Origin of the sequence: Micromonospora nigra, assembly GCF_900091585.1 — a bacterium.
Taxonomy (GTDB): Bacteria; Actinomycetota; Actinomycetes; order Mycobacteriales; family Micromonosporaceae; genus Micromonospora; species Micromonospora nigra.
Genome location: NZ_FMHT01000003.1, coordinates 1034573 through 1055594, shown reverse-complemented (window position 1 = coordinate 1055594; position 21022 = coordinate 1034573). Strand labels below are relative to the sequence as shown.

The 21022-nt window shown below is 72.5% G+C and carries 19 protein-coding genes, 1 tRNA gene and 1 pseudogene; 14 read left to right on the top strand and 7 right to left on the bottom strand.

Annotated elements, in window-relative coordinates; all coding sequences use genetic code 11:
* Positions 1-76 precede the first annotated feature (76 nt).
* A complete protein-coding gene (locus GA0070616_RS04045) occupies positions 77-949 on the bottom strand; it encodes a hypothetical protein (RefSeq protein WP_139128840.1) in 873 nt (290 codons plus the stop codon).
* Positions 950-1080: 131 nt separating this feature from the next.
* Between GA0070616_RS04045 and GA0070616_RS04040 the strand changes: the two genes are divergently transcribed.
* The 3 genes from GA0070616_RS04040 (at position 1081) to GA0070616_RS04030 (ending at position 3633) form a co-directional block, all read left to right on the top strand.
* Positions 1081-2688 (top strand): RNA polymerase sigma factor, encoded by a 1608-nt coding sequence (locus GA0070616_RS04040; RefSeq protein WP_175439977.1) that lies wholly within the window; start codon positions 1081-1083, stop codon positions 2686-2688.
* A gap of 113 nt (positions 2689-2801) precedes the next feature.
* A complete protein-coding gene (locus GA0070616_RS04035; RefSeq protein ID WP_091076434.1) occupies positions 2802-3143 on the top strand; it encodes an ArsR/SmtB family transcription factor in 342 nt (113 codons plus the stop codon).
* A 4-nt stretch (positions 3144-3147) separates the two neighbouring features.
* The gene (locus GA0070616_RS04030) at positions 3148-3633 is read left to right on the top strand and encodes an SRPBCC family protein (protein ID WP_091076431.1); all 486 of its coding nucleotides are present in this window, start codon (positions 3148-3150) and stop codon (positions 3631-3633) included.
* 129 nt (positions 3634-3762) lie between these two features.
* Here the strand turns inward: GA0070616_RS04030 and GA0070616_RS04025 are convergent, their stop codons facing one another.
* The gene (locus GA0070616_RS04025; RefSeq protein ID WP_091076428.1) at positions 3763-4260 is read right to left on the bottom strand and encodes a YcxB family protein; all 498 of its coding nucleotides are present in this window, start codon (positions 4258-4260) and stop codon (positions 3763-3765) included.
* A gap of 193 nt (positions 4261-4453) precedes the next feature.
* Here GA0070616_RS04025 and GA0070616_RS04020 point away from each other — a divergent pair, with 193 nt between their 5' ends.
* The 3 genes from GA0070616_RS04020 to GA0070616_RS04010 all read left to right on the top strand — a co-directional run bounded on the left by GA0070616_RS04020 (position 4454) and on the right by GA0070616_RS04010 (position 7256).
* A complete protein-coding gene (locus tag GA0070616_RS04020) occupies positions 4454-4825 on the top strand; it encodes a YciI family protein (protein WP_091076425.1) in 372 nt (123 codons plus the stop codon).
* Positions 4826-5362: 537 nt separating this feature from the next.
* Positions 5363-6157, top strand: a complete 795-nt coding sequence (locus tag GA0070616_RS04015) for a TerC family protein (protein ID WP_091076422.1) — start codon at positions 5363-5365, stop codon at positions 6155-6157.
* 232 nt (positions 6158-6389) lie between these two features.
* Entirely contained in the window at positions 6390-7256 is an 867-nt protein-coding gene (locus tag GA0070616_RS04010; RefSeq protein WP_245712646.1) for an alpha/beta hydrolase, read from the top strand.
* A 61-nt stretch (positions 7257-7317) separates the two neighbouring features.
* Here GA0070616_RS04010 and GA0070616_RS04005 read toward each other — a convergent pair.
* Positions 7318-8183 (bottom strand): annotated as a pseudogene (locus GA0070616_RS04005) (aldo/keto reductase).
* Positions 8184-8352: 169 nt separating this feature from the next.
* Here GA0070616_RS04005 and GA0070616_RS04000 point away from each other — a divergent pair.
* The 5 genes from GA0070616_RS04000 (at position 8353) to GA0070616_RS03980 (ending at position 12847) form a co-directional block, all read left to right on the top strand.
* Entirely contained in the window at positions 8353-8718 is a 366-nt protein-coding gene (locus tag GA0070616_RS04000) for a YciI family protein (RefSeq protein WP_091076419.1), read from the top strand.
* Positions 8719-8933: 215 nt separating this feature from the next.
* Entirely contained in the window at positions 8934-10382 is a 1449-nt protein-coding gene (gene pyk / locus GA0070616_RS03995) for a pyruvate kinase (protein WP_091076416.1), read from the top strand.
* Positions 10379-11263: an acyl-CoA thioesterase gene (locus GA0070616_RS03990; RefSeq protein WP_091076413.1), complete on the top strand. Its 885-nt coding sequence runs from the start codon at positions 10379-10381 to the stop codon at positions 11261-11263. Before pyk ends, GA0070616_RS03990 begins: the two co-directional genes overlap by 4 nt.
* 57 nt (positions 11264-11320) lie before the next feature.
* Positions 11321-11788 carry an RrF2 family transcriptional regulator gene (locus GA0070616_RS03985; RefSeq protein ID WP_091076409.1) on the top strand — a complete coding sequence of 156 codons (468 nt, stop codon included), beginning with the start codon at positions 11321-11323 and terminating at the stop codon, positions 11786-11788.
* Between the two features lie 129 nt (positions 11789-11917).
* The gene (locus GA0070616_RS03980) at positions 11918-12847 is read left to right on the top strand and encodes a sulfite exporter TauE/SafE family protein (protein WP_091076405.1); all 930 of its coding nucleotides are present in this window, start codon (positions 11918-11920) and stop codon (positions 12845-12847) included.
* On the opposite strand, the gene GA0070616_RS03975 is transcribed toward GA0070616_RS03980, so the two are convergent.
* Positions 12812-14248, bottom strand: coding sequence for a pyridoxal-dependent decarboxylase (locus GA0070616_RS03975; protein ID WP_245712645.1), 1437 nt, complete (start codon positions 14246-14248; stop codon positions 12812-12814). The two genes, GA0070616_RS03980 and GA0070616_RS03975, sit on opposite strands and share 36 nt — an antisense overlap.
* 215 nt (positions 14249-14463) lie before the next feature.
* On the opposite strand from GA0070616_RS03975, the gene GA0070616_RS03970 reads away from it, so the two are divergent.
* Entirely contained in the window at positions 14464-16743 is a 2280-nt protein-coding gene (locus GA0070616_RS03970) for a rhamnogalacturonan lyase family protein (RefSeq protein WP_091076399.1), read from the top strand.
* A gap of 362 nt (positions 16744-17105) precedes the next feature.
* Here GA0070616_RS03970 and GA0070616_RS03965 read toward each other — a convergent pair whose 3' ends face one another.
* Complete coding sequence (locus GA0070616_RS03965; RefSeq protein ID WP_175440232.1) at positions 17106-18110, bottom strand: LLM class flavin-dependent oxidoreductase; 1005 nt, start codon at positions 18108-18110, stop codon at positions 17106-17108.
* Between the two features lie 218 nt (positions 18111-18328).
* Positions 18329-18808 (bottom strand): Lrp/AsnC family transcriptional regulator, encoded by a 480-nt coding sequence (locus tag GA0070616_RS03960; protein WP_091076393.1) that lies wholly within the window; start codon positions 18806-18808, stop codon positions 18329-18331.
* Between the two features lie 83 nt (positions 18809-18891).
* Between GA0070616_RS03960 and GA0070616_RS03955 the strand changes: the two genes are divergently transcribed.
* Positions 18892-20103, top strand: a complete 1212-nt coding sequence (locus tag GA0070616_RS03955) for a trans-sulfuration enzyme family protein (RefSeq protein WP_425412924.1) — start codon at positions 18892-18894, stop codon at positions 20101-20103.
* Positions 20104-20153: 50 nt separating this feature from the next.
* On the opposite strand, the gene GA0070616_RS03950 is transcribed toward GA0070616_RS03955, so the two are convergent.
* Positions 20154-20227: transfer RNA gene (locus GA0070616_RS03950), tRNA-Leu, on the bottom strand.
* 104 nt (positions 20228-20331) lie between these two features.
* Between GA0070616_RS03950 and GA0070616_RS03945 the strand changes: the two genes are divergently transcribed.
* Positions 20332-20952, top strand: a complete 621-nt coding sequence (locus GA0070616_RS03945; RefSeq protein WP_091076390.1) for an ANTAR domain-containing response regulator — start codon at positions 20332-20334, stop codon at positions 20950-20952.
* Positions 20953-21022: the final 70 nt, after the last annotated feature.

Below are 21022 nucleotides of genomic sequence, written 5' to 3'. Positions count from 1 at the left end.
GACCGGCCGGCCGCAGGACCATCCGGTCCGCACGCGAGACAGGGGGGCCGGCGACCCGCCGGCCCCCCTGTCGGGGTCAGTTCGCGCAGACGGCGTACGCGCGCACCTTCCAGTTGCTGCTGAAACCGTTTTCGTCCTCGGCGGCGGAAACCGTGACGACGGTCGAGGTCGTGGCCCGCATCTGGGTCAGGCGCACCTGCCCGTCGCCGCCGAGGATCTCACCGCCCACGCCGTGCACCCGCGTACCGGGGGGACAGGTGGCCGTGATCGACCGCGTGGCGGCGGAACTGTAGGCACTGTCGTTGATCACACGCTGCTCGCCGGGCAGCGGGTCGGCGCAGATCGCGGTGGCGTCCAGCCACCAGGTGTCGGCGAAGCCCGTGCCGTCCTCGGCGCCCGCCACGACGACGCTGTTTTTGTGGATGCGCAGGTCTTCCAGGACGACCTCGCTGTTCGACGCCCCGACGACCGCGCCACCGACCCCGATGGCGTGCTTGCCGGCAGGGCAGGGCTTCTCGAACCAGTTCGACGTGCCGAAGCTGGGCGTCGAACTGCCCGACACCATCACCAGGCCGGCCGGCGGCGTGGCGCAGATCGCGTTCGCCGTGACCGCCCAGTTGCCGCCGACGCCGTTCTCGTCCTCCCGTCCGGTCACCGAGTACGCGTCCCCGCCGATCAGCGGCCGCATGATGTCCATGCCGACCTGGCCGAGGCCGGAACCGCTGATCGCGCCGCCGCCGCCGATGACCTTGGTGCCGGTCGGGCAGACCGCGTTCTGCGTCTTCGCGTTGCTGTTGCTGGGGCCGGTCGTCGTCTTGATGCTCAGGCCGGGCACCGCCGCCACCGGCCCGGTGAGGGCGAGCTGACCGAGTACGAGTGCGCTCAGCGCGGCCCCGCCCACGGTGGCCGTCCGACGTGCCCACCGGACGTGCTTCGATCCTTCTCGCATGGTGTTGTCCCTTCGGGTTGTTCGTCGTGATGACACCGGTAGGAGTCGGGGCGGGTCGGGATGCCAACAGAAACTCCGGAGATGAAAGCTCCGCCGCTTCACTGGACCCGACGACGAGCAACGGGGGCACGATGGACACGGCGGCACAGGACGACTCCACCCTGGTCGAGGCGCTGCGGCGCGGCGAGCGGGCCGGGCTGGAGGGCATGTACCGGCGCTACGTCGACCGGCTTTACACGTACGCCCGCACCGTGCTGCGCGAGCCGGAGGCCGCCGCGGACGCCGTCCACGACGCGTTCCTCGCGGCCAGTCAGCGCATCGACCAGCTCCGCGAGCCCGACCGGTTGCGCTCCTGGTTGTACGCGATCGTGCGTAACGAGTGCCTCCGGCAGCTCCGGGACCGGTCCCGTTCCCTGCCGCTGGAGGAGGCCGGCGAACCGGCGGCCGACGGGGCGGACCCGGGCGCGGGCGTCAACGCCGAGCAGGTACGCGACCTGGTGCACACGGCGGTCGCCGCGTTGAACCCGGGCGACCGTGAGGTGGTGCACCTGGCCATCCGTCACGACCTGTCGTCCGCCGACATCGGTACGGCCCTCGGGGTGCCCACGAACCACGCGCACGCCCGGTTGTCGCGCGCCCGCTCGCAGCTCGAACGGGCACTGGGGGCGTTGCTGGTGGCCAGCACCGGGGCCCGGGACTGCCCGACTCTCGCCGGTCTGATCGACGGCTGGCAGGGTCGGCTCACCCCGACGTTGCGCAAGCGGGTCTCCCGGCACATCGAGAGCTGCGCGGTGTGCGGGCTGCTCCGGCGGGAACAGCTCAGCCCGGCCGCGTTGCTGTCGGCGTACACGGCACCGGCCTTCCTGGTCGCCGCTGACACGGTGTGGCCGCGACTGGTCGAGACGTGGGCGACCGGCGTCGGGGCCGACCCGGCGTCCTTCGCGGAGGCCGCCCCGGCGCCCGGTGCGGCGGCTGACCCGGTGGGCGCGGTCGTGGCCGACCTCTCGCCGGCGGCCCGTCCGGTGCGGACGACCTCGGCTGCGAGCCACGAGCGGCACCGGCGGCGGATGGCCGCGACCGTGGCCCTGTTGATCCTCCTCGCCGCCCTCGGGACCTGGGCGCTGGCACCGGGGCGTCCGACCGCCGCCCGGGACGCCTCCGGCCAGCCGGCGTCGCAGGCGCGTGGACCGGCGGCCGGCGATTCGGCGACGCACGCCGCCGCGCCGCCGCCGGTCGCCGCTCCGGCAACCGGTACGCGGGCCGCCGAACCGCCGGCAGGCGCCGCCGGTCCGACGCCCGGAGCCGTGGTCGCGCCGTCGAAGGGCGACGGTGCCGCCAGGACCGACGCGCCCGACGCCGTGCCGGGCAGACCCGTGCCGTCGCCGACCGCGGCGCCGTCCAGGCCTCCGACGGCACCCCGGCCGACTGCCGCACCGCCGGTCGCCGCGGCGTTCACGGTCACCGCCACCGCCCATGTGCGGTGCGGCTCGGACACGTACACCCTCGTGGTGGAGGCCACCGGCAGCGCCGCGCTCGACGGTGCCGAGGTTCGCTGGACGCCCAATGGCGGCAGCACGTCGGTCCGGGCGATGACGGTGGACGGGGCGGCCGCGCGGGTCAGCGTGGGGCGGCTGGGCGCGCCGAGGCTGACGTGGTCGGTACGGGCGACGGCCACGGACGGTCGCACGGCGCAGAGCCCGACCCATGCGGTCACCGACCCGTGCGTCCGGCCGGGGTAGGCACCGGGTCGTGGCACCGGTCAGCGGCCGGGACTGTCGACGTGCGGATGGGATGCGCGCAGAGTCGCAGGCGAGCTTGACAACGTACAACCGATCGGTTGTATATTGAGGTTGTGACGGACGAGAGCGCTGACCGAGCGGACGCTCTGTTCCACGCGCTCGCTGACCGCACCCGGCGCGACATCCTGCGCCGTGTGCTGGCCGGGGAGCACTCCATCTCCACTCTCGCGGCGAAGTACGACATGAGCTTCGCGGCGGTACAGAAGCACGTCGCCGTGCTGGAGAAGGCCGGTCTGCTCATCAAGCGACGCCACGGTCGCGAGCAGCTGGCCCGCGGGGACGTGGAGGCGGTGCGTTCGGTGGCGTCCATGCTCACCGAGCTGGAAAGGGTGTGGCGTGGCCGCATCGCGCGCATCGACGTACTCATCGCATCCGACTTCGACCAGGAGGACTGACACCATGCCCGTGACCGACGTCCAGCAGGACCTCGACAACCTCACCCTGACCATCACGGCGGACTTCGCCGCTCCCGTCGAGCGGATCTGGCAGGTCTACGCCGATCCACGCCAGTTGGAGAAGGTGTGGGGACCGCCGACCTACCCGGCGACGGTGGTCGACCACGACCTCACGCCCGGCGGTCGCGTGACCTACTACATGACCAGCCCCGAGGGCGACAAGTTCGCCGGATACTGGCTGGTCACCACCGTGGACGAGCCGAGGAGTTTCTCCTTCGACGACGGCTTCGCCGATTTGGACTTCAACCCGAAGCCGGGACTGCCCGTCTCGACCAACGTCTACACCTTCACCGAGCACGACGGCGGCACCCGCGCCACCTACGTAAGCAGGTACGAGTCCGCCGAAGCGTTGCAGCAGGTGCTCGACATGGGCGTGGTGGAGGGTGCCACCGCGGCGATCAACCAGATCGACGACCTGCTCGCCTCCTGAACTGTCGACCTGTTGGGAGGCCGAGGTGACAACCCGGCCTCCCAACAACCATCGGAGCGCACGGACATGGTGTCGTGCCACTGACCAGACGCCCCGGCGGTGACCGGACACCAGAGGCGGCAGACGAGGTCAGCGGAGCTGGAGCAGCCCTCGTTCGGCCATGAAAGCACGCAACGTCTCGGCGTCCTCAGCGGCCATCAGGCGGCGTGGGATCACGGTCGCCGGCATCCGGCCGACGAACACGATCCAGAACTCGGGAGTGTCCTTCACCCTGGTCACACCGTCCCAGGCGATGCCGCCGGACTCCGAGCCGCTGCGCATCATGATGTTGTCGTCGGTGATGTCGTAGCCGCCCTCGACGGCGTAGCGACTGGAGCGACGCCGGGCGCGCCACGCCACCCACGGTGAGTACAGCATCGACAGCAGGCCGACCACGACCATCGCCATGCACAGCGACGAGACCTGATCGGCCCAGGCGAACCCCCGCGACACGACGAAACCGATCGCTCCGACGGCCGCCAGCACCGCGCCGATGTAGCCGTACCTGCGCAGCCGAACACTGCTGAGCGCAGCGGCCACGCGGCCTGGATAGGCGGGATCGGCGGGGACGTCGAAACGGATGTGCACGTCAGAACGATAGTGCCCCACCCGCTTGCGGGCAGCGCCTGAGGGCCGCGACCCGGGCCTCGCGCCCGCAGGTGCCGCGTGGCGGACGTCCCGTCAGAAAAGTATCCCGGCATAGCGTCGGATCCGGGGTGAGTCGTTCGTAGGACAGGTGTGAGGCGGCCGGAGAGGGCCGCCGGGAGATGGGAGTGATGGGATGACGCGGTATCTGATCTCGTTCAACGACGGCGCGATGGACCACATCCCCGACGACGAGATTCCCGACGTGGGCAAGGCCGCGCACGCAGTGGTCCAGGAGGCCGTGGACGCCGGTGTGTGGGTGTTCGGCACCGGGCTGCAACGCCAGCAGGCGAGCATCGTGGCCACGGACGGGATGGTCACCGACGGGCCCTACCCGGAGACCAGGGAGGTCATCGGCGGGTTCGTGGTCCTCGACCTTGCCGCACGCGAAGAGGCGCTGGCCTGGGCTGCGAAGTTCGCCGCCGCTTGCCGCTGTGCGCAGGAGGTCCGGCACCTGATGCCCGACCCGGAGACAGACGCGATACTCCGCGCGGCAGACAGGCGATGACGACACACCACCGAGGCAGCGGCCCGGCTCGCCGCCAGCGAGTCGGGCTACTGATCAGCGTCCATGTGTCGAGGGGGTAGCGGAGTCGCCGGGGGGTTACGCCGTCGGCGTTGAAGAATGACCGGGTCGGGCCGCCGTCGGGCATCCGTCACGTTGTGGTCGATCCCGTAGACGCGGTCGACGTCGATGTAGTTCTCGACGTCGCCGTCAGGCCACCTGGTGGGGACCCCATCCCCGTTGTCGTAGAACTGGACCGTGCCCAGACCAGTAGATTCAGCAGCCGCCATCCGCAGAGCGTAGAGTCCGCCCGCTCGCCCCGTGGTTCAGGCGGCTTCATCGCCGACCATGCGGGACCTACTCTGAGCCTCTCCATTCTGCGCGGCGTGCACACACGTTCCGCTGCTTCGGCCACGTGGGCTTCAGGTGTGTGACGCGCTCCAGGTTGCGGCGGGGGGTTGCGCGGGGTACGTCATGCGGTGACGATCAGCCGTTGGACCGGGTGCCGACCCGGCGGCGGTCGCGAAAGACGAGGATGACATGGAGTTTCTAGCCAGCCCCGAGCTGTGGATCGCGTTCGCGACCCTGCTCCTGCTGGAGGTCGTGCTGGGCATCGACAACGTCGTGTTCATCTCGATCCTGGCGGGGCGCCTGCCCGAGCACCAGCAGGCCAGGGCCCGCACGATCGGAATCAGCCTGGCCCTGGTCACCCGGCTGATCCTGCTGGCGTCGCTGTCCTGGGTGATCGGGCTGACCGCGCCGCTGTTCACGGTGCTGGGTCAGGAGATCTCCGGGCGGGACCTCATCCTGCTGTTGGGTGGGTTGTTCCTGTTGATCAAGGCGACGTACGAGATCCACGAGCACCTGGAGGGCGAGGAGCACGCGAAGAAGTCCAAGGCCGTCTCGTTCGGCTCGGTCATCGCGCAGATCCTCGTCCTCGACGTGGTCTTCTCGCTGGATTCGGTGATCACCGCCGTGGGCATGGTCGACGAGCTGTTCATCATGGTGGCGGCGGTCGTCGTCGCGATGATCATCATGCTGGTCTCGGCCGGCGCGGTGAGCAACTTCGTCAACCAGCACCCGACGGTGAAGATGCTGGCCCTGTCGTTCCTGCTGCTCATCGGTGCCAGCCTGATCGCCGAGAGTTTCGACCAGCACATCCCGAAGGGCTACGTGTACGGCCCGATCGCCTTCTCGATCTTCGTCGAGTTCCTCAACCTGCGGGCCCGTCGCAAGCGCCAGGAGGCGAAGCCGGTGCACCTGCACCCGACGTACGTCAAGAAGGGCCAGGCCCGCCCGGAGTCCGAGCCGGAGGCCGCGACGCCGGCCAGCTGACCCGACGAACCCCCGACGCCGCACCCGCCCACCCGGGCGGGTGCGGCGTTCGTCGTGGCGGACGGACCTCGGGCCGCGACCGCGAATCCCAGACCCGGCCGGCGCTACCCGACCGTAACTTTCCATTGACGTTGCTGGATTGTGACGGGCATCATCATTCCACGATCGATCGGACCCGCCCCACCCCCGCCTCAGCCCGGTGCCACCGGGTTCCGCCATGGGAGGTGCAGCCTTGCTGCTCCGAAAGATCGTTCCCGTCCTCGCGTTCACCGTCGCCGCGGTCCTGGCCGCCCCCGCCACCACCGCGCTCGCGGCCCCCGACCGGCCGGCCGCCGACGCCGACCGGGCCGCCCCGGCCGACCCGGCGGCCAGCCGTACCGGCACCCCCGCCGCCGGGGACCGCGAGACCAGCACCGCCGCCCAGATCGCCGCCGCAGCAGCCGGCAACCCCGTCATCGTCGTCGGCGGCCTCAGCGGCATCGCCACCGTCTACCAGCCGCTGGCCGCCCGGCTGCGCGCCGACGGATACCGGGTCTGGATCTACCAGCTACCCAACCTCGGACTCGGCGACATCACCGACTCGGCCCGCGCATTCAGCACCTTCGTCGGGCAGGTCCGTGCGTCCACCGGCGCGGCCAAGGTCGACGTCGTCGCCCACTCCGAGGGCGGCCTGGTGTCCCGCTACTACATCAAGAGCCTGGGCGGGGCCAGTGCCGTCGGCCGCTACGTCAGCCTCGGCAGCCCGCAGTACGGCACGTACGTGGCCAACATCGTGAAGTTCCTCGGCCTGGGCAGCTGCGCCGGCATCGTCGCCTGCCAGCAGATGTCGATCGGCTCGACGTTCCTCGCCGGCCTCAACGCCGGTGACGACACCCCCGGCGCGGTCCGCTGGACGGCCGTGCGCACCCTCCAGGACGAGCTGGTGCGACCCGTCGACAACGCCCGGCTGGCCGACGGGGCGACCAACGTGCTGATCCAGGCCTCGTGCCCGCTGCGGGTGGTCGGGCACCTGGCCCTGGTGCTCGACGGCACCACCTACACGGTGATCCGGCAGGCCCTGCGCGACCAGGCGATCCGCCCCAACTGCTTCGCGCTGTAGCCCCGGCACCGGGGGCGGGCGGCACCGCGACCGGCCGCCCCCGGGCACCCACCACACGCGATCAGATCGCCTTGCCCAGGGCCTCGTACTCGTCATCGGTGAGCCGCACCTCGGCCGCCGCGACGTTCTCCTCCAGGTGCGCCACCGACGACGTGCCCGGGATGGGCAGCATCACCGGCGAGCGGCGCAGCAGCCACGCCAGGGCGAGCTGCGCGGGCGTCGCGCCGTGCTCGGTCGAGATGGCGTCGAGCGGGCCGCCCGGCCGCGCCAGGTTCCCGGTGGCGATCGGGAACCACGGGATGAACGCCAGATCGTTGCGCTCGCAGTGGTCGAGGACCTCCTCGGCGCTGCGGTCGGCCAGGTTGTAGAGGTTCTGCACCGACACGATCGGGGTGACCTTCCGGGCCGCCTCGATCTGCGCGACGGTCACCTCCGACAGACCGATGTGCCGGATCTTGCCTTCCTGCTTGAGCAGGGTCAGCTCGCCGAGCTGGTCCTCCAGCGGCACCTTCCGGTCGATGCGGTGCAACTGGTAGAGCCCGATGCTGTCCACGCCGAGGTGACGCAGGCTCAGCTCGCACTGCTGGCGCAGGTACTCGGGGCGGCCACCGGCCGCCAGTCGCCCGGACCGGAACGGGTCAGCCCACCCTTGGTCGCCACGACCAGATCGTCGGCGTACGGGTGCAGCGCCCGCCGGATCAGCAGCTCGCTGACGAACGGCCCGTACGAGTCAGCGGTGTCGATGAACGTCACGCCCAGCTCCACCGCCCGGCGCAGCACGCGTACGGCCTCCGCCGGGTCCTTCGGGTCGCCCCACACGCCGGGACCGGTGAGCTGCATGGCCCCGTAGCCGAGGCGGTCGACCTGGAGGTCGCCGCCGATACGGTAGGTGCCCGACGCCTTCGCGGGCTGGGTGCTGGTCGCCATGGGGCGGTCTCCGATCTTCGCGGTCGTCAGCGACAGATCTTGCCACCGCGGTGCCCGCTTTCCCGTGGATCGTCACCTCCGGCGCGGGGCTGCGTGGGAGGCTGGGCGCGGGTCGGCGCGGGGCGGGCGCGAGGTCAGCCGGTCGGGCGCGTCGTCGGGAGGGAGCACCATGACGGGCATGCCGGAGGTCGACTTCGCGCTCGACACCTACGAGTGCATCGTGCTCTATCCGGGCGCGGCCGGCCGGGCGCTGGCACCGGAGACCGTCCAGCGCCTCCAGGCCGAGCACATCGAGCACATGCAGGCCCTGCAGCGCCGCGGCATCATCCTGGTCGCCGGCTCGATCGACGGCCCGGCCCGGCGGCCCGACCCGCCGCTGGGCTTCGGCCTGGCCTACACCGGTTCCGTCGACGACGTCCGCAGCGTCATGGAAGCCGACCCGGCGGTCCAGGCCGGCCTCTACAAGGTGGACGTGATGACGTTCCTCTGTCCAGCGGGTTCGCTGGAGTTCCCGCTGGTCAAGGCGCAGAGCTGACGGCTGGCCGGGCGGGGCCGGGGGAGCGGGCGGGTGCGGGGTGGCGGCGGAGGCGTACGATTCCGGCGCGCGGTCGCCGATGCCCGCCTCAACGTCCCGGTGCGGGTTTCGCCCGCCCCTCGGCCGCGCGCACCCTCTGCGCGCGTCGTTGGTTCTATGTTCCGCAGTGCGCAAGGGGTCGGCCGGCAGTCCGACCCGGAGGAGAGACTAGCCTGATGGGCGTGACACGCCGCGCGAAGATCGTCTGCACCCTTGGTCCTGCCACCTCGTCCCCGGAGCGCATCCGTGGCCTCGTCGAGGCCGGCATGAACGTGGCGAGGCTCAACTTCAGCCACGGCAGCCACGAAGACCACGAAACGGTCTTCCGCCTGGTGCGTGAGGCCGCCGACGCGGCCGGCAAGCCGGTTGCCATCCTGGCCGACCTACAGGGTCCGAAGATCCGCCTCGGCCGGTTCGCCGACGGCCCGCACGAGTGGCGCACCGGCGACTCCGTGGTGATCACCGGTGACGACGTGGTGGGCACGAAGGACCGGGTCTCCTGCACCTACCGGAAGCTGCCGCAGGAGGTCCGGCCCGGTGACCGGCTGCTGATCGACGACGGCCGGGTCGCCGTCGAGGTCACCGACGTCACCGGCAACGACATCCGCTGCCTGGTGACCGAGGGCGGCCCCGTCTCCAACAACAAGGGCGTCTCGCTGCCCAACGTCGCCGTCAGCGTCCCCGCCCTGTCCGAGAAGGACGCGGACGACCTGCGGTTCGCCCTCGGGCTCGGTGCCGACCTGATCGCCCTGTCGTTCGTGCGCTCCGCCGACGACATCAAGCTGGTGCACGCGATCATGGCCGAGGAGGGCGTGCACCGTCCTGTCCTGGCGAAGGTGGAGAAGCCGGAGGCGGTCGACCACCTGGAGGCGATCGTGCTCGCCTTCGACGGCGTCATGGTGGCCCGCGGTGACCTCGGCGTGGAGCTGCCGCTGGACCAGGTGCCGCTGGTGCAGAAGCGCGCCGTCCAGCTGTGCCGGGAGAACGCCAAGCCGGTGATCGTCGCCACCCAGATGCTCGACTCGATGATCGAGAATTCGCGGCCGACCCGGGCCGAGGCGTCCGACGTGGCCAACGCGGTGCTCGACGGCGCCGACGCGGTGATGCTCTCCGGCGAGACGAGCGTCGGCAAGTACCCGGTGCTGACCGTCAGCACCATGGCCAAGATCGTCACCACGACCGAGGCCGGCTCGATCGGGGTGCCCCGGCTCCAGCACGACCCGCGTACGCACGGTGGTGCGCTCACCGTGGCCGCCTCGTCGATCGCCCGCGCGATCGGCGCCAAGGCCCTGGTCGCGTTCTCGCAGACCGGCGACACCGTGCGGCGGCTGTCCCGGCTGCACTGCGACCTGCCGCTGCTGGCCTTCACGCCGGTGCCCGAGGTGCGCAACCAGCTCGCGCTGTGCTGGGGCGTGGAGACCTTCCACATGCCGTTCGTCGAGCACACCGACGACATGTTCCGCCAGGTCGACCAGGCACTGCTCGGGCTGGGGCTGGCCGACCCGGGCGACTACGTGGTGATCGTCGCCGGCAGCCCGCCCGGCACCCCCGGCTCCACCAACACCCTGCGCGTGCACCAGCTCGGCTCGCTGGTCGACGCCGCGTCGGCACGGGCGTTGCAGTGAGCGTCGACGGCACACCCTCCGGCCAGGCCGCCGTCGACCAGCTCCTGGAGGTCCTCGACCTCACCTCGACCGGGGAGATGACCTTCCGGGGGATGAGCCCCCCGGTCGGTCCCCAGCGGGTGTACGGGGGGCAGGTCGCCGGGCAGGCCCTGGTGGCCGCCGGCCGCACCGTCGACCCGGAACGGTTCGTGCACTCACTGCACGGCTACTTCGTCCGGGCCGGCGACCCCGCCGAGCCGATCGCGTACGAGGTGGAGAACATCCGCGACGGCCGGTCCTTCTCGGTGCGCCGCGCGGTGGCGCTCCAGCACGACAAGCCGATCTTCTTCATGTCGGCCTCGTTCCAGCGTCGGGAGGAGGGGCTGGACCACCAGGCCCCCACCCCGCCGGACGTACCGGGGCCGGACGACGTGCCGACGATGACCGAGCGGTTGTCGCGGTACCCGGAGCGGCTGGGCATCTGGGGGCAGATCCCCCGGCCGATCGACGTGCGGTACGTCGGTGAGCCGGGCTGGGTGCCCCCCGGTGACCGGCCCGCCGACCCGCACCAGCGGGTGTGGATGCGCCTCGACGGGAAGCTGCCCGACGACCCGCTGCTGCACGCCTGCGCCCTGACGTACGCCTCCGACCTCACCCTGCTCGACTCGGTGCTGTCGGTACACGGCGAGGTGTGGGGGCCGGGCGGCGTCGTCGGCGCGAGCCTCGACCACGCGCTGTGGTTCCACCGGCCGTTCCGCGCCGACGACTGGTTCCTCTACGACTGCTGGAGCCCCTCGGCCTCGGGTGCGCGAGGGCTCGCCACCGGCCGGATGTTCACCGCCGACGGCCGGCACATCGCCAGCGCCGTGCAGGAGGGCCTGCTCCGCCGCGTCGGCGAGTGACCGATCGGCCGAGGGGTGACCGGCCGGGCGGGGTGACCGGCGGCTAACCTTGCCGGCATGCGCCTGTCCGCCCGGGTCGACTACGCCCTGCGAGCGACCGCCGAGCTGGCCTCCGTGGCCGCCGCCGGTGCCGGTCGGGGCCGCCCGGTCACCGCCGACCAGATCGCGCGCACCCAGGAGATCCCGCCGAAGTTCCTGGAGAGCATCCTGCTACAACTGCGTCGGGGCGGCATCGTGCAGGCCCAGCGGGGCCCCGAGGGCGGCTACTGGCTGGCCCGCCCGGCCGCCGAGATCTCCCTCGCCGACGTGATCCGGGTGATCGACGGTCCGCTGGCGCACGTGCGCGGGCAGCGCCCCGAGCAGCTCGGCTACCACGGCGCGGCCCGCGCCCTGCAGGACGTGTGGATCGCGCTGCGGGCCAGCGAACGGCAGATCCTCGAACTGGTCACCGTCGCCGACGTGGCCAGCGGCGAGCTGCCGGAGCCGATAACCGAGCTGGTGGCCGACCCCAGCGCCTGGATCTGACCCACCTCCCCGTCGCGGTGACCGCCCGGCCAGTGTCGTCTCACTGACCGATCCGGGGGTTGACCGCGCCACCGTTGTCCCGCATTCTCGACCAAGTCGATAGGACATGCCGAGAAGTTGGGGGCACTCGTGCGGAAGTTGCTGGTCCTCGCGCTGGTCGGGCTCGCCGCCCAACTGGTCGACGGTGCCCTCGGCATGGCCTACGGCCTGACCTCGTCGACCCTGCTGCTGCTCGCCGGGGTGGCGCCCGCCGCGGCGTCCGCCTCGGTGCACCTGTCGGAGATCGGCACGACGCTGGCCTCCGGCGCGGCGCACTGGCGGTTCGGCAACATCGACTGGCGGGTGGTCTCCCGCATCGCCCTGCCGGGCGCGGTCGGCGCGTTCGCCGGGGCCACGTTCCTCAGCTCCCTGTCGACCGAGGCCGCCGCCCCCTGGATGGCCGCCATCCTGTTCACCCTCGGCAGCTACCTGCTCGTGCGCTTCACCCGCCCCCTGCGCCGCGGCCCCGCCGCCGGGCGACTGCGCGGCCGGTTCCTCGGCCCGCTCGGGCTGGTCGCGGGCTTCGTCGACGCCACGGGCGGTGGCGGCTGGGGCCCGGTCGCCACGCCCGCCCTGCTCGTCAGCGGACGCATCGAACCGCGCAAGGTGATCGGCTCGGTGGACACGTCCGAGTTCGTCGTGGCGAGCGCCGCCAGCGTCGGCTTCCTGATCGGCCTCGGCTCCGACGGGTTCGTGCTGCCGATCGTGCTGGCCCTGCTCGCCGGTGGCCTCGTCGCCGCCCCGATCGCCGCCTGGCTGGTGCGGATCGTGCCGGCCCAGCTGCTCGGCGCGGCGATCGGCGGGGTGATCGTGCTGACCAACGCGCGCACGTTGATGCGCGCCGCCGAGTTCGACGGCGCGGTGCCACCGGCGGTCTACCTGCTGCTCACGGCCGCGTGGATCGTCGCGCTGACCCTGGCGACCCGGGTGCTGCTGCGCACCCGCCGCGAGCGGGCCGTCGCCGAGGCCGCCCTGGCCGAGATGTCACCGGCCGGCGGTCAGCTCGTCAGCCGCGTGTGACAGCAGCTCCCACGCCTCGTCGACGTGGGCCTGCGTGGTCTGCGGGGAGCCCACGGCCAGCCGCAGCGTGTGCCGCCCGCGCACCCGGGTGTGGGTCAGCAGCACCCGACCGGAGGCGTTCACCCGCTCCAGCAACGCCTCGTTCGTCGCGTCGTCGCCGCGCAGCCGGAAACACACCAGGGCGTACGGGTGTGGGGCCACCAGCTCGAACCGGTCGTCGGCGCGCACCCGGTCGGCGAAGCCGGCGGCGAGCGCCACGCCCGAGCGGATGTGCGCCCGCAGCCCCTCGACGCCGTACCAGCGCAGCACGAACCACAGTTTCAGCGCGCGGAACCGGCGGCCCAGCGGCACCTGCCAGTCCCGGTAGTCGATCACCGCACCCGACTCGGTGGCCGCGTTGCGCAGGTACTCCGGCAACACCGTCAGCGCCTCGATCAGCTCACCCCGGTCGGCCACCCAGAAGGCGTCGCAGTCGAAGCCGGTGAGCAGCCACTTGTGCGGGTCGAAGCAGTACGAGTCGGCGTACTCCAGACCGGCGTGCCCGGCCCGCAGCTCCGGGCAGACCGCCGCCGCCCCCGCGTAGGCGGCGTCGACGTGCAGGAAGATGCCGTACTCGGCGCAGATCGCGCCGATCTCGGGCAGCGGGTCGACCGCGGTGGTGGAGGTGGTGCCGACGGTGGCGACCACGATGGCGGGCACCACCCCGGCGGCGAGGTCGGCCTCGACAGCCGTCCGCAGCGCGGCCGGGGACATGGCCTGCGTGTCCGGGTCGACGTCGACCAGGCGGACGCCCTCGGCGCCGAGCCCGCCGATCCGGGCGGCCTTCTCGATGGAGGAGTGCCCCTGCGTCGAGGTGTACGCGCGGTACCGGCGGTCGACGCCGGCCTCCCGCCACCGGCCTCCGCTGGCCCGGTGCACGGCGACGAGGGTGGCCACCAGGGTCGCCGAGGAGGCCGAGTCCTGGATGACGCCCCCACCGGTGGCCGAGGACCGCATCCGGGCCGGCAGGCCCAGCAGGTCGGCGAGCCAGTCCAGCAGGACGGTCTCCAGTTCGGTGCAGGCGGGGCCGGTGGCCCAGAGCATGCCCTGTACGCCGAGGCCCGCGCTGACCAGGTCGCCCAGCACGCTGGGCCCGGAGGTGTTGGCCGGGAAGTAGCCGAAGAAGCCCGGGTGCTGCCAGTGGGTCAGCCGGGGCGTGACGAGGGTGTCGAGGTCGGCCAGCACCGCCTCGACCGGCTCGCCGTGGGCCGGCGGCCCGGCGGGCAGCGCGGCGGCCACCGCGCCGGGCGGATCCTGCGAGGTCACGGGCCGCTGCCCGAGGGTGCTCCAGTAGTCGGCGATCCAGTCCACCACGGCGTACCCGGCCTGGCGGAACTCCTCCGGCGTCATGTGCGTTGCCACCCGCAGAGTCGATCAAGATTGCGTCGCGGGGGCAAGCGCGCTGGCGGATTGTGTCGAGAAAGCGCTTGCCCTAGCATCGGCGATGCGCGGAGCCACGTGCATCGACGTCTATGCGTCACTCTCCTGCCGCCAGCGCGGCGCACCCCCGCCGGCCCCGGGCAGGCCCGGCGGACCACGGGTCACCGCGCGCCCCGACCTCCACCGGAGGACACCCCATGCCCCACACCACACGCCGCGTCGCACTGCTCGCAGCGGCAGCCGCCACCACCCTCGCCGCCGGCGGGCTCACCACCCTCACCGCCTCGGCCGCCGCCGCCGGCTGCCGCGTCGACTACCGGGTCACCAACCAGTGGCCCGGCGGCTTCGGCGCCGACGTCACCGTCACCAACCTCGGCGACCCGCTGACCGGCTGGGCGCTCACCTGGGCCTGGCCCGCCGGTCAGCAGGTCACCCAGGCGTGGGGAGCTGCCGTCACCCAGAGCGGCGCGCAGGCCACCGCCCGCAACGTCGACTGGAACGGCACGCTCGGCACCAACGCCAGCACCGGCTTCGGTTTCAACGGCTCCTGGACCGGCAGCAACCCGGCCCCCACCAGCTTCGCCCTCAACGGCACCACCTGCACCGGCGCGACCACCCCGACCACCGCGCCGCCGACCACCGCCCCACCGCCGACCACCCCGCCGCCGACCACGCCACCACCGACGACCCCGCCCCCCACCACGCCTCCGCCGACCACCCCGCCCCCCGGGGCCGTGCAGATGGAGGACCTGGACCGGGGCCTGGTCAGCGTCCGCTCCGGCTCGGGCAACCTGGTGTCCTGGCGGCTGCTGGGCACCGAGACCTCCGGGGTGGCGTTCAACCTCTACCGAGGCTCGACGAAGGTCAACGCCAGCCCGATCACCGGCGCCACGAACTGGCTCGACAACGGGGCGGCGGCCGGCACCGCGTACACGGTGCGGGCCGTGGTGAACGGCGCCGAGCAGGCCGCCTCCGCGCCCGCCCTCCAGCTCCCGTCCGGCCACCTCGACGTGCCGTTGCAGGTCCCGCCCGCCGGCACCACGCCCAGCGGCGAGGGTTACACCTACTCCGCCAACGACGCCAGCGTCGGTGACCTCGACGGCGACGGCGACTACGAGTTCGTGGTCAAGTGGGACCCGTCCAACGCCAAGGACAACTCGCAGTCCGGCTACACCGGCAACGTCTACGTCGACGCGTACACCCTCACCGGCACCCGGTTGTGGCGCATCGACCTGGGCCGCAACATCCGCGCCGGCGCCCACTACACCCAGTTCCAGGTGTACGACTACGACGGCGACGGCGACGCCGAGGTGGCCATGAAGACCGCCGACGGCACCCGCTCCGGCACCGGCCAGGTCATCGGCAGCGCCTCCGCCGACCACCGCAACTCCTCCGGCTACGTCCTCGCCGGCCCGGAGTTCCTGACCATGTTCGACGGCCGCACCGGCGCCGCCCTGTCCACCGTCAACTACGACCCGCCCCGCGGCAACGTCTCCTCCTGGGGCGACAACTACGGCAACCGCGTCGACCGGTTCCTCGCCGGCACCGCGTACCTCGACGGGCAGCGTCCCTCCCTGATCATGGCCCGCGGCTACTACACCCGCGCCGTGATCGCCGCCTGGGACTTCCGCAACGGCACCCTCACCAGGCGGTGGACGTTCGACTCGAACGCCTCCGGCAACGGCGCCGCGTACGGGCAGGGCAACCACAGCCTGTCGATCGCCGACGTCGACGCCGACGGCCGACAGGAGATCGTCTACGGCGCCGCCACCATCGACGACAACGGCCGGCTGCTCTGGTCCACCGGTCACGGCCACGGTGACGCCGGGCACGTCGGCGACCTCGACCCGTCCCGCCCCGGCCTGGAGTACTTCAAGGTCAGTGAGGACGGCAGCAAGCCCAGCTCCTGGTTCGCCGACGCCCGTACCGGCCAGATCCTGTGGTCCACCCCGACCGGCGGCGACAACGGCCGGGGTGTCTCCGGCGACATCTGGGCCGGCAGCCCCGGCGCGGAGTCGTGGTCGTCGGCCGTGAGCGGCCTGGCGAACACCCGGGGCCAGAACGTCGGGCGCAAGCCGTCCTCGACGAACTTCCTCGCCTGGTGGGACGGCGACCCGGTGCGCGAGCTGCTCGACGGCACCCGCATCGACAAGTACGGCACCGGCGGCGACACCCGGCTGCTCACCGCCAGCGGCGTGTCGTCCAACAACGGCACCAAGTCCACTCCCGCGCTGTCGGCCGACATCCTGGGCGACTGGCGGGAGGAGGTGGTCTGGCGGACCACCGACAGCCGGGCGCTGCGGATCTACAGCACCCCGACGCAGACCGGCACGCGCATCCACACCCTCATGCACGACCCGCAGTACCGGGTGGCGATCGCCTGGCAGAACACCGCCTACAACCAGCCGCCGCACCCGGGCTTCTTCCTGGGCGACGGCATGACCACCCCGCCCACCCCGCGCATCTACCTGCGCTGACGCCCCACCCGGGCCGCCCGGCCCCGCCAGGGCACGGGTGGCCCGGCGGCGCCCGTCGACCTTGCCGCCCGGCCCGGCGGCGCCCGTCGACCTCGCCGCCCGGCCCGGCGGCGCCCGTCGACCTCGCCGCCCGGCCCGGCGGCGCCCGTCGACCTCGCCGCCCGGCCCGGAGAACGGAACAGGCGCCGGGTCGCAACCGCGGAATCCGCTCAGTTGCGACCCGGCGCCCCACACCGCGGCACCCCCGACCCGTCCCGACCGGGGAGTGCCGTACCACCACCGGAACCAACATTAGGCAGGGCCGGGGTCGCCAGGGTGACGCCGACATGAAGATCGTGTTTCGCGGGTCCGGACCGCGCCCGTCAGCTCCGCAGACCACCCGTCGCCTGCCCGGCCACCAACTCGAACGAGCGCACCCGATCCGCCACGTCGTACACCAGCGTGGTCAGCATCAACTCGTCCGCCCCCGTACGCCCCAGCAGTTCACCGAGCTGCCGGCGGACCGTCTCCGGCGACCCCGTCGCCTGGCCGTCGCGGCGCTGCGCCAGGAACTCGCGTTCGACGTCGGTGTACGGGTACGCCGCCGCCTCCTGCGGCGTGGCGAGCGGCTCGGGCCGCCCCGACCGCAGCCGCAGGAACGACAACCCGGCCGGCCCGGCCAGCCACTGCGCCCGCTCGTCGGTCTCCGCGCACACGACGTTCACCGCCACCATCGCGTACGGCCGCTCCAGCCAGCGCGACGGCCGGAAGCTGCGCCGGTACAACTCCAGCGCGGGCACCGTGTTCTGCGCGCTGAAGTGGTGCGCGAACGAGAACGGCAACCCGAGCGTTCCGGCGAGTTGGGCGCTGAACCCGCTGGACCCGAGCAGCCACACCGCCGGCTGCTGCCCGCGACCCGGGGTCGCCGTGATCGGCCCCGGATCGTCGCCGGTGAAGTAGTTCATCAGGTCGGCCAGCTCGCGGGGGAAACCCTGCGCCGACAGGCCCTCCACGGTGCGGCGCAGCGCCAGCGCCGTCACCTGGTCGGTGCCGGGCGCGCGGCCGATGCCCAGGTCGATGCGGCCCGGGTGCAGTGCCTCCAGGGTGCCGAACTGCTCGGCCACCACCAACGGCGCGTGGTTGGGCAGCATCACGCCGCCCGAACCCAGCCGGATGGTGGCGGTGTGCGCGGCCAGGTGCGCGATGAGCACCGCCGGGGCGGACGAGGCGATGGCCGGCATGTTGTGGTGCTCGGCCACCCAGAACCGGCGGTAGCCCAGTTGCTCCGTGCGCCGGGCCAGCTCGGTGGTGTGCCGCAACGCCTCCCCGGCGGGGGCTCCGGCGGCAACCGGCGCAAGATCAAGAACAGACAACGGTACGTCGATCACACCGCTGGCCAACCCGGCGCACGCCTGCGTTGTTCCCCCAGAGGCGGTCACGCTGCGCGCTTTGCGGCAACCGGCGGTGTAATCGGCGTCGGACACCGCGACATGCCGCACATCGCCCCGCCCGGTCGGTCATCGCCCCGCCCGGTCGGTGATCTCCCCGCCCGGTCGGTGATCTCCCCGCCCGGTCGGTGATCGCCCCGGCCGGTGTGGCGGGCGACTCAGCCTCTGCCCCGGGCCTGCTCGAAGATCAGACTCGTCTGCGTGTGCTGCACCGCCGGGTCCACCGCCAGATAATCCAGCACGAAGTCGCGCAGCGCGTCCGCCGAGGCCGCCCGCACGTGCAGCACGTAGTCCTCCGCGCCGGCCACGTGGAACACCGACACCACCCCCGGCAGCCGCACCGACCGGGCGCGGAACGCGTCCACCGCCGCCCGCTCGTGCGCGGTCAGCCGCACCGACACCAACGCCTGCAACGGCAGCCCCACCGCCGCCGGGTCCACGTCGGCGTGGAACCCCCGGATCGCCCCGCACTCGCGTAGCGCCCGGGTCCGGGTCAGGCACGTCGACGGTGCCACCCCCACCCGTTCCGCGAGGGCGTTGTTCGGCATCCGCCCGTCGGCGGCCAGCTCCGCCAGGATCGTGCGGTCGGTGTCGTCGAGGGCGGCGAAGCGCCGCACGGGATTCGTCGCGAGGGGCATGCCGACATCCTCTACCGAACCGATGCGACAACCCAAGCCCTTCCCACGAATCATCTTCGGTTCTGTTGCCTGACACGGTGGTCTTGTTCGATCCTTCCGGCATGACGACCGTGGACACCAGAGCCGTGGACACCAGAGCCGTGGACACCAGAGCCGTGCACGCCGGCCGCGACGACCTCGCCGCCCTCGGCGTCCACGTCCCGCCCATCGACCTGTCCACCACCAACCCACTGTCCTCGGTCGAGCACGGCGGCGACGCGTACGAGACCCTCGCCACCGGCGGTCCTCTGCCACCCGGCAGCAGCGCCGTCTACCAGCGGCTGTGGAACCCCACCGTGGCCCGCTTCGAGACCGCGCTCGCCGACCTGGAAGGCACCGCCGAGGCCGTCGCCTTCGCCAGCGGCATGGCCGCCCTCACCGCGACCCTGCTCGCCGCCACCCGCGACGGCAGCCGGCACGTCGTCGCCGTCCGTCCCCTCTACGGCGGCACCGACCACGTCCTCGCCACCGGCCTGCTCGGCACCGAGGTCACCTGGGCCCCACCCCACGAGGTCGCCGCCGCCGTACGCGCCGACACCGCCCTGGTGATCGTCGAGACGCCCGCCAACCCCACCCTCGACCTGGTCGACATCGCCGTCCTCGCCCGCGCCGCCGGCGACGTGCCCCTGCTGGTCGACAACACCGTCGCCACCCCCGTGCTCCAGCGGCCCGCCCGCCACGGCGCCGCCCTGGTGCTGCACAGCGCCACCAAGAGCATCGGCGGCCACGGCGACGTCCTCGCCGGCGTGGTCGCCTGCGACACGGAGTGGGCCACCCGGCTGCGCCAGGTCCGCGCCCTGACCGGGGCGGTCCTGCACCCCCTCGGCGGCTACCTGCTGCACCGTGGCCTGCAGACCCTGCCCGTGCGAGTCCGTGCCCAGCAGGCCGGTGCGGAGAAACTCGCCGCCTGGCTCACCGGCCACCCCGCCGTCGCCCGGGTCCACCACCCGTCGCTGCACGACCCTGCCGGGCTCGTCGGCCGGCAGATGTCCGGACCGGGCAGCCTGCTCGCCTTCGAGGTACGCGGTGGTGCGCCCGCCGCCTGCGCCGTCGCGGACGCCTGCCGGCTGATCACCCACGCGGTGTCGCTGGGCGGGGTGGACACCCTCATCCAGCACCCGGCGTCGCTGACCCACCGGCCGGTGCAGGGCGAGGCGAAGCCGGCCGCCGGGCTGCTGCGCCTGTCGGTGGGGCTGGAGGACCCGGAGGATCTGCGCGCCGATCTGGAGCAGGCGCTCGACCGGGTGGCCTGCTGACCGGTGGGCGGGGCCACGCGATCTTCGAACACCTGGAATGACAGTTCCGGTGCCCCCGGTGGGATTCGAACCCACACTGTCGGAGGTTTGAGCTCCGCTTCTCTACCGGTTGGAATACGGGGACCGACCTAGCCGACGCTGTCGCGTCACGCCATAGGTTACCTACTACGCTAGTGGCGGCGATACCCGGCACGGCGGGTATCGCGCGCAGACTGGTGGGAGTGGCTCGTGGCCGAGATGCAGACGGATGCCGAGCGCAGGCGCGTACTGATCGCCGAAGACGAGGCGCTCATCCGGCTGGACCTGGCGGAGATGCTGGCCGAGGAGGGTTACGAGGTCGTCGGCGAGGCCGGTGACGGCGAGTCCGCCGTCCGGCTGGCCGAGGAGCTCAAGCCCGATCTCGTCATCCTCGACATCAAGATGCCGATCATGGATGGGCTGGCCGCCGCCGAGCGGATCGCCGGCGCCCGGATCGCCCCGGTGATCATCCTGACCGCGTTCAGTCAGCGTGACCTGGTGGAGCGGGCGCGGGCGGCCGGCGCCATGGCCTACCTGGTGAAGCCGTTCCAGAAGAGCGACCTGGTGCCGGCGGTGGAGATCGCGCTGTCCCGCTACTCGGAGTTCGCCGCGCTGGAGGCGGAGGTCGCCGGCCTGACCGACCGGCTGGAGATCCGCAAGACGGTGGAGCGGGCCAAGGGCGCGCTGATGACGACGTACGGCATGACCGAGCCGCAGGCGTTCAAGTGGATCCAGCGCACGGCGATGGACCACCGGATGACCATGAAGGAGGTCGCCGAGCGGATCCTCGCCGAGACCGCCGGCGGCGAGGTGGCTCTGCCCGCCTCCTGATCCGTCGCGCCGCCCCGGGGTCGACGTCCGTCGGGCGGCGGCCTCCGCGACGGGGCGGCGGCGTACCCGA